This is a genomic window from Bartonella sp. W8122 (assembly GCF_016102485.1).
In the GTDB taxonomy this organism is placed as follows: domain Bacteria; phylum Pseudomonadota; class Alphaproteobacteria; order Rhizobiales; family Rhizobiaceae; genus Bartonella; species Bartonella apihabitans.
In genome coordinates, this window is record NZ_JACFOO010000001.1 from 479845 (window position 1) to 492481 (window position 12637).

The following is a 12637-nucleotide window of genomic DNA, read 5'->3' on the forward strand; positions in this document are numbered from 1 at the left end:
CGCATTACTCGTCGTCTATGGCACTGATCGTAATGCGTTTGACGCGCTTCTCGGGAGCCGGTCTTTCAAGATCTATTGAAAGTAAGCCGTTTTTGAGCTCCGCAGCCCCTACCTTTATTCCATCTGCCAGCACAAAAGCCCGCTGGAATTGGCGAGAGGCAATACCTCTGTGGAGATATTCGAACTCCTCATCGTCAGTTTGCCGACCGCGGATAATAAGCTGATTATCCTCTACCGTAACATCAAGGTCTTCCGGAGTGAAACCGGCGACTGCCAATGTAATTCGCAGTCGTTCATTTGGTTCCTCACCGGACAAACGCACAATGTTATAAGGAGGATAGCCATCGCCCGATTTATTCAAACGGTCGAGCGTCTTTTCCATTGTTTCGAAGCCTAACAGCAACGGGTTGGAAAAAGGTGTCATGCGTGTCATAAGGTAGTCCTCTTCGAAGCGACTATTGAACAGAAAACCCGTTTTGGCATTTTCTGCCTTTAGCTGTTATATGGAAATTTCAAGATCGAAGTTCAAGACGGGTTTTAAAAAGGTAATGACGGGTGTGAAGGCTGAAAGGTCAAAGGTTAGAAAAATAGCGGGAACTGCCTATAAAGCCGAGGAAATCGAAGAAATTTTTCGCCGGTTTTCGGTTCAACGACCAAATCCGAGAAGTGATCTTGTTTATGAAAGTCCGTTCACTTTGCTAGTTGCCGTGGTTTTGTCGGCACAAGCGACAGACGCAAGCGTGAACAAGGCAACAAAGCCGCTTTTTGCTGTCGCCGATACGCCCGAAAAGATGGCAGCTCTCGGAGAAGACGGCATTGCCCGCTATATTCGCACGATTGGCCTGTGGCGTGCAAAAGCCAAAAACGTCTATGCGCTTTCAAAAATATTGAACGAAAAATATGCCGGCAAAGTGCCTGATACGAGAGAAGCGTTGATGGCACTTCCAGGTGTCGGGCGCAAAACTGCAAATGTTGTGCTTAATGTTGCTTTCAACCAGCCGACCATGGCCGTCGACACCCATATTTTCCGGTTTTGTAACCGGACAGAACTGGCACCGGGAAAAACGCCTGAAGAGGTAGAAAAAAAACTTGTCAAAATAATACCCGAAAAATATATGGCCCACGCCCATCATTGGTTGATTTTACATGGTCGTTACATCTGTAAAGCCCGTAAACCGGATTGTGTGCATTGTATTATCGCCGATATTTGCAAGGCGGCTATTAAAACAAATTCTATTCCCGCACCACTTGTCGAAGTGAAAGGCAATGGCGCTCCGGTTCCGGTTTAACAATCAGAAGATTAATCCTGTTTGCGGCAATCCGGATAGCCAATGAAAAGACAAAAATTATACATTATCTCGATAGTTGATCGTGATCGTTTGAAATGCCAGTAAAATAAAAGATGGGTTTGACTGGTTCGGGGTTTTAAATTCCATAAAATGTGTGCCCGTTTTTCGGCGCACAATTGCTTTTTTTAGGCTTATATAAACTTTCATGACACTTCTAACCAATAATACAGACCAGCTTTATGAAGCTCTGATCAACCGTGATCGCTCCTATGACGGGCATGTCTTTGTTTGCGTGACAACGACAGGTATTTTTTGTCGTCTGTCATGTCCGGCGCGAAAGCCCAAGCAGGAAAACGTCTTTTTTTGTGATAGTGCGGCTGCATGTCTTGAACAGGGCTATCGGCCTTGCCAGAAATGCCACCCGCTCGAAGCAGGTGGTCACGTTGATCCGCTTTTTCGTCATTTGATGGCGAAACTTGATGAAAATCCCGATCACATATGGTCGGAAGACGATATTGTACGGATGGAAATTGACCCTTCCACGGTGCGGCGCATTTTCAAGCGCCAGATCGGCATGACATTTCTGGAATTTGCGCGCTTGAAAAGAGCAAGCCGTGGTGCAGCGCTGCTTTCCCATGGTCAGCCGGTGATTGAAGCACAACTTTCCGCCGGTTACGATTCGGGAAGCGGCTTTCGTGAGGCAATTCTCAAGCTCATCGGTCATCCACCAAAAGCCATACAAAACCGCACTCTTTTAAAAGCGGCATGGATTGAAACGCCGATAGGCGAAATGCTTGCTGTCAGTGACCAACATGTCTTGCATCTCTTGGAGTTTTTTGACCGCAAGGGGCTGTTGACAGAACTGAAAAAATTGCAAGCAGTCACGCGCTCTTCCATCAGTTTTGAACGAACCAGTGTCATCGAAAAGGTAGAAGCCGAGTTGGCCGATTATTATCAAGGAAAAAGCTGCCGTTTTGAAACACCGCTTGCCAAAGTTTCTGGTGGCTTTGCACCTCTTGTCTGGGAGGCTTTGCGCAAAATACCGGCGGGAGAAACACGCTCTTACAGTGAATTGGCGCGCGCTTTGGATAGACCGACAGCCATGCGGGCTGTGGCGCGGGCAAACGGGCAAAACCAGATTGCAATTATCATCCCCTGTCATAGGGTGATCGGTGCAGATGGGACGCTTACCGGTTATGGTGGCGGTTTATGGCGTAAAGACTGGCTTTTGCGCCATGAAAAAAAGTATTTTACATAAAAGTCTGCTTGCTATTTTTTAGGCTCTGTTTTATGAGAACCCAGTTCAAGCCGTCCGGCAGGGCATGCCGTGACGACTTTTATGCTTGTTCGTACTTTGGTCAGTACGAACATCAATCACAACAATGGAGAAGCAAAATGCCCAAAATGAAGACCAAATCGGCTGCCAAAAAGCGGTTCAAAATTACTGCTACAGGCAAAATCAAGGCAGCTGCCGCAGGCAAGCAGCATGGCATGATCAAACGTTCCAACCAGTTTTTGCGTGATGCACGTGGCACCATGGTTCTTGGTGCACCCGACGCCAAGAAAATCATCAAAAACTATTTGCCGAACGGCCTTTAAAAGTTAGCTCTTAAGGAGATTATGACATGGCACGCGTAAAACGCGGCGTAACTGCACACGCCAAACACAAAAAAGTTATTAAACTTGCTGAAGGTTTCTACGGACGTCGTAAAAATACGATCCGTACAGCCAAAGCTGCTGTCGACCGTTCACGGCAATATGCCTATCGCGATCGCAAGAATCGCAAGCGCAGTTTCCGCGCATTGTGGATCCAGCGTATCAATGCTGCTGTCCGTCTTGAGGGCTTGACCTATGGCCGTTTTATTGACGGTCTTGCCAAGGCAGGAATCGAGATCGACCGCAAGGTTCTTTCAGATATTGCTATTCATGAGCCCGCAACATTCTCCAAGCTTGTTGCTTCGGCAAAAAAGGCATTGGAATATTTGAAGAAAACCACACCGAATGCTTTTGAAGGCGCCGTCAAGTAAGCCGGTCGCGTTCCTTTAAAAAACAGAACATTCTTTCGGAACCCGCACTGGTTTAAGCCGGTTGCGGGTTTTTGTTTTTGAGGCGTTATGAGCGAGATAAATCCTTTCATATCCAAGCCACTGAGCGATACTGACAAGAAGCTTTTTCAATCTTGTGAGGGCAAGCGCATTGCCAGCGTCATGCGCGATGGCAAAAAGGTCTGGATCAAGCGGCAGGGAATCGAAAAGCGTCCGTGGGGCAAGCGGCTTCATGGCAGTTTATCGTTTTTATTACCGGCAGCTTTTATGAAATCTTCGCCATTGCGTGACGCTCTCGCCATGAACGGACAGGAAATACGCAAAATTGAAAAGTTCAGGAAGGCAGGTATCGCTGTTCCTGAAATTCTAGCTGTTGATGGACCGGCTTTGATGATTTCCGATGTTGGCCAAACGGTGCAAAAACGCCTTGATTTTTTAAAAAAGAACGATGGCGAGGCACACGAGAAATTATTGATTCAATGCGGTGAAGCTTTGGGCAAAGTACATCACGCCGGACTTGTCCACGGCAGGCCGCATCCGCGTGATATGTTTATGGCAGGAAATGAGCTGGGTTTTTTCGATTTCGAGGAAGAGCCGGAAGCCGTGATGCCAATTCCCACAGCGCAGGCGCGTGATGCGTGGTTGTTATTTTTTCAAGTGTCGGCACAATCGCTTGAAAAAAATAAAACCGATAATGCCGCTTTTGACGCGTGGAAAAAGCAGGTTTCCCCTGAAACCTTGAAACAACTTGAAAAAATTGTCCGGTTTTTTTCTATTTTTATTACTCCGTTGAAGTTGGCAAGGTTTATTTATCTTGGTGGTGATGGCAAACGTATGTTAAGCGCTACGGAGTTTCTTTCTTCCAATTTGAAAAACAGACATCCACTTTAAAGAACAGGCAAAGACATGAACGACATTGATAGTCTGGAAAAAGAAATCTGTGCGGCAATCGACGCTGCACAAGACGAGCAGGCACTGGAAGCAGTGCGTGTCAGCGCCCTCGGGAAAAAGGGCAGTGTTTCGGAAAAACTTAAAAGCCTCGGTGGTATGAGTGCCGAGGAGCGCCAGAAAGCCGGACCGGTGATAAACGGTTTGAAAAATCGGGTTTTAGAGCTTTTGGGCGAAAAACGTACGGCATTGAAGCGGGCAGCAACGGAAGCGCGGCTCAAAAACGAAACAGTCGATGTTACATTGCCGGTTCGCCTTTCCCCTGAAGCGCGTGGTCGTATCCACCCTATTTCGCAGGTGATTGACGAGATTACCGCCATTTACGCCGATATGGGCTTTTCCATTGCCGAAGGGCCGGATATCGAGACCGATTATTATAACTTTACCGCACTCAATTTTCCGGAAGGCCATCCTGCCCGCGAAATGCATGATACCTTCTTTTTCAATCCCGACGAGAAAGGTGAAAAGCGGCTTTTGCGCACGCATACATCGCCTGTTCAGGTTCGTACGATGGAAAAGCAAAAACCCCCAATTCGCATTATCATTCCGGGAAAAACCTATCGTATGGATTCGGATGCCACCCATTCGCCGATGTTCCATCAGGTAGAAGGGCTGGTTGTCGATAAAAAGTCGACCATTGCCAATATTATGTGGGTGCATGAAGAATTCTGTAAGGCGTTTTTTGAAGTACCTTCGTTGAAGATGCGTTTTCGCCCGTCGTTCTTTCCTTTCACCGAACCGTCTATGGAAGTCGATATTCAATGTGACCGCTCCGGTACAGAAGTAAAATTCGGCGAGGGCAATGACTGGCTCGAAATATTGGGCTGCGGCATGGTGCACCCGAATGTGTTGAAAAATGTCGGTTTCGATCCGGATGAATATCAGGGCTTTGCCTGGGGCATGGGAATCGACCGTATCGCTATGTTGAAATATGGCATGCCGGATTTGCGGGCATTTTTTGATGCCGATATACGCTGGATCCAACATTACGGTTTCCGTCCGCTTGATGTGCCGACGCTTTTTGGCGGTCTCAGCAATTCATAAACTCACACCCGCGTCTTGCGTTTTGAAAAGAGGTTTTGAACAATGAAATTTACTTTGTCCTGGTTGAAAGATCATCTGGAGACAGACGCATCGCTCGGCGAGATTTGTGACCGGCTTACCGATATAGGCCTTGAGGTTGATAGCGTCGATGACCGCAAAAGCTTTGAAGTTTTTGTAATTGCCAAAGTTTTGACAGCCAAAAAACATCCCGATTCCGATCATTTGCAGATTTTGACTGTCGATACGGGGGAGAATAAGCCACTTCAGGTGGTTTGTGGTGCTCCTAATGCTAAAGCGGGGTTGATCGGGGTTTTCGCTCCTCCGGGAGCTTATATTCCGGGGCTTGATGTCACATTGTCGGTCGGAAAAATCCGTGGTGTCGAAAGTTTCGGCATGATGTGTTCCGAACGCGAGCTTGAACTTTCAAATGAACATAACGGCATTATCGAACTCGGCTCCGATGCACCTGTCGGCAAATCATTTGCAGCCTTTTATGGTCTGAACGACCCGCTTATTGATGTCGGCCTCACGCCGAACCGGCCGGATTGTACAGGTGTTTATGGCATTGCCCGCGATCTTGCAGCAAGTGGCATCGGCAAATTGAAGCCGCTTCAAGTTCCTTCTATTTCCGGTGAAGGAGAGCCATCGGTCACAGTGTCGCTCGATTTTGGTGACGCCGCACCTTTGTGTCTCGGCTTTTCATGGCGTGAAATTCGCGATGTTAACAATGTCCAGTCACCCAAATGGATGCAACGCCGTCTCACTGCTATCGGGTTGCGCCCGATCAATGCACTTGTCGACATGACCAATTACATCACGGTTGATCTCGGCCGTCCGCTCCATGTTTTTGATGCCGATAAAGTAAAAGGAAAACTTGTTGTCCGTCGTGGGCGCAAGGGTGATAAACTCCTTGCCCTTAACGGCAAGGAATATAATTTGGGGCCGGATAATTGCGTTATTGCCGATGACAATGGTGTTGAATCTATCGGTGGCATAATGGGCGGCGAGGCAACAGGATGCGATGAAAACACGAAAAATGTTATCATTGAATCGGCTTTGTGGGACCCGCGCAATGTTGCGGCGACAGGGCGCTCTTTTGGCATTGTTTCGGATGCACGTTATCGTTTTGAACGCGGTGTCGATCCAAAATTTATGGAACCGGGACTTGCCTTTGCCACCGAGATGGCCATGAAACTCTGTGGTGGCAAGCCTTCAAAAGCCCATATTATCGGGGAAAAGAGCGTTGAACAAAAAGTAATTAAGTTCCCGTTTGCCGAAATCAAGCGTTTGACCGGTCTGGAATTAAGCCATGAGGCAGCAAAAACCATATTGCAGCACCTCGGCTTTGTGGTGGAAGGCAAAGGTGACGTTGTCACGGTAACAGTGCCAACATGGCGACCCGATATTGATGGCAAGGCTGATCTTGTTGAAGAAGTTATGCGTATCCATGGGCTGAACAATATCAAGCCGGAACCATTGGAACGGCCGTCTTCTGTAAGCGGGCAAATTCTCACCACAATACAGATAAGGCAGCGTTCCGCACGTCGTGCTCTGGCTTCTCGCGGATTGATGGAAGCAATCACATGGTCTTTCATTTCGGAAAAACAGGCCAAAGCATTTGGCGGCGGCAAGCCTGAATTGAAGCTATTGAACCCGATTGCTGCCGATATGTCGGATATGCGTCCTTCACTGCTTCCGGGACTGATTGCGGCTGCCCAGCGCAATGCCGATCGTGGCTTTCCCGATCTCGGCCTATTTGAGATCTCGGCAACCTTTGAAGGCAATACGCCCGAGACACAAAGGCGCGTTGCTGGTGGTATACGCCGTGGTACTTACAAGCTTGACGGTTCGGGTCGTTTTTGGGCCGGTTCTGCCAAACCGGTCGATGTTTTTGATGCCAAGGCCGATGCGCTTTGTGTGCTTGACGCTTGTGGGCTTGATTCTTCAAAGGTGCAGATAGAAGCGGGTGCGCCGGAATGGTATCATCCGGGACGCTCGGGCGTTATCAAATTGGGGCCGAAGATTATTCTTGGTACCTTTGGCGAATTCCACCCCGATACGCTTGAGGAACTCGATGTAGCCGGACCATTGTGCGGTTTTGAAGTCTATATTGACCGTATTCCCGAACCGCGCAAGAAGGCAACCAAAACACGCCCGCCTTTGGTGCTGTCGCCATATCAGATGATACGGCGCGATTTTGCCTTTGTTATGGATAAATCTGTGAATGCTGCCACGGTCATTCGTGCGGCAAGCGGTGCCGATAAAAAGCTTATCCAGTCTGTCGAGATATTTGATGTCTTCGAGGGGGCGAGCCTTGGTGAAGACAAGAAATCGATTGCGATCGAAGTGGCAATCCAGCCGCATGAACGCACTTTGACAGATGAAGATATTGAAGCTCTGGCGAAAAAAATTATCGATAATGTTGCGAAATCGACCGGAGCGACATTGCGCCAATAATTTTTCTTGATCTTAAGGGTCGAGAGAAGAATTTCTATAAAAAAAGTGAGGGGCGAAGCTTATTTGCCCCTTCATTTTATCGGTCGATGTCGAAAGAAACTAGTCGTATAAAACCGGCTATTCTCTTTCGAATTTTTGATATTCGAATATAAAAATAGCCTTTAATACTGTTATTTTTGAAATATTTTCGAGCCAAATATGCCCCTCCCGACCGAAAACAGATTTTGTCTTTTTCATAAAAATAACGAGTACTTTAAAAAACGGAACGCTTTGTCTTGATGTCGCTGGTTGAAAGCGAATAGACGTTTTCTGCGCTTCAGGTGATCGGAGCTAGAAATGGCCGAGACACGGCTCATAATCGTTCCTGATCAATATGTGTTTCTTGCGTCACTAAAAAATCGAGGCTTTTCTATCGGGGATGGTCATCCATATTCCGGATTAAAATACGATTCTCCAGAATTTTTTAGCTCTGGAATTTTTTGGCACTATAAATTTTGGCACCGGACTTTTTTGGGTCGATTTGAAAAAGCCGTTAAACCGTCATTACAGTTTTTGGGCCCTTATTTGTTGGGAGGGATTTTTCCGTTCGATAGAAAGGGAAATGCGCTTCCTTTAATTCTTTAAGGCTCATAATTTTTATTCGATAGAAGAGCAGGTTTCTCCCGAATTTGTTGACCCTTATGGAAGAAATTACAAAACCGTATAAAACCGGAAGTTGATAAAAAGCATTTTTACGACATTAAATTTTCGTTTTTTGATCCCGATCAACGATGGATTTCTTCTGACCTGGCGCATGTTGTGATTTTTTCGCTTTACAGTTGACATTTGTTTTCTTCCATATTCTATCTTTTAAAAAACAAAAACCATCCTTGTCGAAAGTCGATTAAATGAAAAAAGAAAAACACTATGATCTTTTTGTTATAGGTGGTGGCGTCAACGGTTGTGGTGTCGCTCGCGATGCTGTTGGCCGTGGCTATTCCGTCGGTTTGGCGGAAATGAATGATCTTGCTTCAGGTACGTCCAGTGCCTCTACCAAGCTTATTCATGGTGGTTTGCGCTATCTCGAACAATATGCCTTCCGTCTGGTCAGAGAAGCATTGATGGAACGCGAGGTGATCTGGCACATGGCACCGCATCTTGTTCGTCCTTTGCGCTTTATATTGCCTTATAATAAGGGGTTGCGTCCCGCATGGATGCTGCGTTTGGGCTTATTCATTTACGATCATCTGGGAAGCCGTCATCAGGAATTGTGGCGGACCAAGGTTCTTGATCTTACCAAAGAATATAGTGAATCTCTGAAACCCGGTTTCGTCAAAGGGTTCGAATATTCCGATGCCCGTGTTGATGATGCGCGTCTGGTTGTTGCCAATGCCCGTCATGCGGCAAGACTGGGCGCAGACATCATGGTGCGCACCGAAGTTGTCTCGCTTAAAGCCGATGGCAAGAAATGGAAAATCGGCCTTAAAAACAAATTGAATGGTGAAGAGTGGACAGTCACAGCCGATTATCTTGCAAATATGGCGGGCCCATGGATTAATCACGTTTTGCAGGATGCTTTGGGCTTTAAAGGCCATCCGCCGGTTCGTTTGGTTAAGGGGTCGCACATTGTTGTGCCAAAACTTTATCAACATGACCGCGCTTTCATTTTCCAGAACAAGGATGGAAGAATTGTTTTTGCCATTCCTTATCAGGAAGATTTTACGCTGATTGGAACAACCGACTGCGATTATAAAGGTGATCCGGCGAAGGTTCATATCAGTAACGAAGAGATTGATTATATCTGTTCGGCTGCAAGTGAATATTTCACCAAACCGGTTTTGCGCGATTCTATCGTCTGGGCTTATTCGGGTGTTCGCCCGCTTTATGACGATGGTGCTTCAAAAGCACAGGAAGCAACGCGCGATTATGTTTTGAAAGAAATGCGGGAAAATGATGGTGCTATCATGCTGAATGCATTTGGAGGGAAAATCACCACTTTCCGTAAATTGTCGGAAGACGCTCTGGTCTTTATCGAAAAAGCTTTGGGTAAGCGCAAACCTGCATGGACTGCCGAAGTCAGCCTTCCGGGTGGCGATTTCCCGCATGATTCGCTTTCAGTCATGGAAGCGAGAGTTGCCAGTATTTTGCCCGATCTCGATGCAAAAACCCATCGCCGTCTGGCAAGAAACTATGGCACCGAAGCCCTGGAAATTTTTGACAATGGCAAAAAAGACAAGGGGCAACATTTTGGACACGGCCTTTATGAGGCCGAGGTTCAATGGATGATGCGTGAAGAGTGGGCGAAGGATGTCGACGATGTCTTGTGGCGTCGCTCGAAACTTGGCCTCTATTTTAATGACGAAGAAAAAGAAGCTTTAAGACAATACCTTGAAAAACATAAAACCATCTAAAGGGTTCGCCGTCCAATGAAGTAAAGCGGGTCAGGCAGCAAACCACTGGAGGAAACATGTCTGATGTGAATACTTTACGTGATGAATGCGTTGCGGAATTCGCCGGCACATTTTTATTTCTGGCCCTCGGTATGGGGTGCGTTGCAGGATTAAAATTGGCCGGCGCCGCTTACGGACAATGGGAAATAAGCATTATCTGGGGGTTGGCTGTCGCACTTGCAGCCTATCTGACAGGGGGTGTTTCGGGGGCTCACCTCAATCCTTCAGTCACTTTTGCACTGGCTTTCTTTGCAAAATTTCCAAAACAAAAAATATTGCCTTATGTCATTTCGCAATTTTTGGGTGCGTTTGTCGCAGCCGCCGTTGTCTATGGACTTTACTATAATCTCTTCTCGGCAAAAACACTTGATACAGCCGGTGTTTTTACCACTTTTCCAAATCCCCACATCACTCTCTCACAAGCCTTTATGACAGAATTTTTTATCACGGCTGTTTTGGTAGCAGTGATTTTAGGTTTGAGTGATGATGGCAACGGTTTGCCGCGTGGTGCCTTGGTTGCATTTCTTGTCGGTATACTGGTTGCTGTGCTTGGCGGTGCTTTTGGTCCGCTGACAGGATTTGCAATGAATGCCGCACGTGATTTTGGACCCCGCCTCTTTGCTTATTTCGCCGGTTGGGGCAATGGCGTTATGACAGGCAATAGGGAAATTCCATATTTTCTCGTGCCGCTTATTGCTCCCGCCATCGGAGGATGTGTGGGTGCAGCCTTCTATACGAAACTGATCGGCGAGCCTCTTGCCCGCAGACAATCGAAATCATTGGCAAGATAATTAGCAAGATAATTGATCATTTTTCTATAGGACAGGGAGGCTTTCATGGCCGAAAAGAAATATATAGTCGCATTCGATCAAGGTACGACCAGTTCACGCACTTTGGTGCTTGATCACGATGCCAACATCGTCAGTGTCGCACAACGCGAATTTACCCAGATCTATCCCCATCCCGGCTGGGTCGAACATGACGCGCGCGAAATATGGGCGACACAAAGTTCAACTTTGACAGAAGCTCTGGCAAAAGCCGGCATTAGTTCAGATGAAATAGCAGCAATCGGAATTACCAATCAGAGGGAAACGACCGTTGTTTGGGAAAAAGCAACCGGCAAACCGGTTTATAATGCCATTGTCTGGCAGTGTCGGCGTACCACAGATATCTGTTCACGACTGAAAAAAGAAGGGCTTGAGGATTACATCAGAGAAAATACCGGTCTGGTTATCGACCCTTATTTCTCCGGAACAAAAATCGCCTGGATATTGGAAAATGTAGAAGGCGCGAGGCAAAAAGCCGATAATGGCGAATTGCTCTTTGGTACGATTGATACCTGGCTTATATGGAATATGACGCAAGGGCGCGTTCACGTTACCGAATATACCAATGCTTCGCGCACTATGCTCTTCAATATCCATAAACTGGACTGGGACGAAACAATGCTCAAAGCATTGAATATTCCCCGTTCCATGCTGCCGGAAGTCAAAGCATCGTCCGAAATCTACGGTCAAACCAATATTGGCGGGCGCGGTGGTACACGTATTCCGATTGCCGGAGCAGCCGGTGACCAGCAAGCCGCATTGTTCGGTCATATCTGTGTTGAAGAGGGGCAGGCCAAAAATACTTATGGAACCGGTTGTTTTATGTTGATGAATACCGGCAAAAAAGCGGTCAAATCAACCCATGGTCTGGTCACAACGCTTTGCTGTGATGCAAAAGGCAAACCTGCTTATGCTCTGGAAGGTTCGATCTTTGTGGCAGGCGCTGCCATCCAGTGGCTTCGCGACGAATTGAAGTTTTTCACTGATTCTGAAGATTCGGAATATTTTGCCGAAAAAGTTGGGACTTCGAATGGCGTTTATGTGGTGCCCGCATTTACCGGCCTTGGCGCGCCTTATTGGGACCCGTTTGCCCGTGGTGCCATTCTAGGCCTGACAAGGGGCGTCAACCGCAACCATATTACCCGCGCAACGCTCGAATCGATTGCCTATCAGACAAAAGATGTTCTTACCGCTATGTTGGCAGATGCACAGACAGATCTGAAGACATTGCGTGTTGATGGCGGCGCTGTTGCCAATAACTTTCTTATGCAGTTCCAGTCCGATATTTTGCAAAAACCGGTCGAGCGCCCGCATATATTGGAAGTGACAGCATTCGGCTCGGCTTATCTTGCCGGTCTTGCAGTTGGCTATTGGTCGAGTTTGGATGAATTGCGGAAGGTTGCAACAATAGAACGTGTCTTCAAGCCTTCCAAAGATGTGGCAAAACAGGAAAAACGCTATGCCGGTTGGCGAAAGGCTGTCGAGCGGGCATGTTCATGGGATTCGGTTCTTGAATGAAAGCCGCAGGCACTAAGAACGGATAGTTTATTAAGCTGTTTAAAGAATCGGAAAATTTGAAAAAAAGAAAGGCACGTAAA

General features: G+C 47.1%; 12 protein-coding genes. 11 read left to right on the top strand and 1 reads right to left on the bottom strand.

The features are described from left to right. Nucleotides 1-4: 4 nt before the first annotated feature. The gene (locus H3S83_RS02180; RefSeq protein ID WP_198225427.1) at nt 5-433 is read right to left on the bottom strand and encodes an Hsp20 family protein; all 429 of its coding nucleotides are present in this window, start codon (nt 431-433) and stop codon (nt 5-7) included. A gap of 115 nt (nt 434-548) precedes the next feature. Here H3S83_RS02180 and nth point away from each other — a divergent pair, with 115 nt between their 5' ends. The 11 genes from nth to glpK all read left to right on the top strand — a co-directional run bounded on the left by nth (nt 549) and on the right by glpK (nt 12557). Then, nucleotides 549-1289 carry an endonuclease III gene (gene nth, locus H3S83_RS02185; protein ID WP_077969940.1) on the top strand — a complete coding sequence of 247 codons (741 nt, stop codon included), beginning with the start codon at nt 549-551 and terminating at the stop codon, nt 1287-1289. A gap of 205 nt (nt 1290-1494) precedes the next feature. Next, entirely contained in the window at nt 1495-2547 is a 1053-nt protein-coding gene (locus H3S83_RS02190) for a bifunctional transcriptional activator/DNA repair enzyme AdaA (RefSeq protein ID WP_198238788.1), read from the top strand. Nucleotides 2548-2684: 137 nt separating this feature from the next. Then, entirely contained in the window at nt 2685-2888 is a 204-nt protein-coding gene (rpmI, locus tag H3S83_RS02195; protein WP_075869939.1) for a 50S ribosomal protein L35, read from the top strand. Nucleotides 2889-2914: 26 nt separating this feature from the next. Then, entirely contained in the window at nt 2915-3316 is a 402-nt protein-coding gene (gene rplT, locus H3S83_RS02200) for a 50S ribosomal protein L20 (protein ID WP_075869652.1), read from the top strand. An 87-nt stretch (nt 3317-3403) separates the two neighbouring features. Further along, nucleotides 3404-4225, top strand: a complete 822-nt coding sequence (locus H3S83_RS02205; protein ID WP_198238789.1) for a serine/threonine protein phosphatase — start codon at nt 3404-3406, stop codon at nt 4223-4225. A gap of 15 nt (nt 4226-4240) precedes the next feature. Beyond that, a complete protein-coding gene (pheS, locus tag H3S83_RS02210; protein WP_078038876.1) occupies nt 4241-5326 on the top strand; it encodes a phenylalanine--tRNA ligase subunit alpha in 1086 nt (361 codons plus the stop codon). A gap of 42 nt (nt 5327-5368) precedes the next feature. Continuing rightward, nucleotides 5369-7783: a phenylalanine--tRNA ligase subunit beta gene (pheT, locus tag H3S83_RS02215; protein ID WP_198238790.1), complete on the top strand. Its 2415-nt coding sequence runs from the start codon at nt 5369-5371 to the stop codon at nt 7781-7783. A 336-nt stretch (nt 7784-8119) separates the two neighbouring features. Further along, nucleotides 8120-8407 (top strand): hypothetical protein, encoded by a 288-nt coding sequence (locus H3S83_RS02220; protein WP_198238791.1) that lies wholly within the window; start codon nt 8120-8122, stop codon nt 8405-8407. A gap of 263 nt (nt 8408-8670) precedes the next feature. Next, nucleotides 8671-10173 carry a glycerol-3-phosphate dehydrogenase gene (glpD, locus tag H3S83_RS02225; protein ID WP_198238792.1) on the top strand — a complete coding sequence of 501 codons (1503 nt, stop codon included), beginning with the start codon at nt 8671-8673 and terminating at the stop codon, nt 10171-10173. Nucleotides 10174-10229: 56 nt separating this feature from the next. Next, nucleotides 10230-11003 (top strand): MIP/aquaporin family protein, encoded by a 774-nt coding sequence (locus H3S83_RS02230; RefSeq protein ID WP_198238793.1) that lies wholly within the window; start codon nt 10230-10232, stop codon nt 11001-11003. Nucleotides 11004-11048: 45 nt separating this feature from the next. Beyond that, nucleotides 11049-12557: a glycerol kinase GlpK gene (gene glpK, locus H3S83_RS02235; RefSeq protein WP_198238794.1), complete on the top strand. Its 1509-nt coding sequence runs from the start codon at nt 11049-11051 to the stop codon at nt 12555-12557. Nucleotides 12558-12637: the final 80 nt, after the last annotated feature.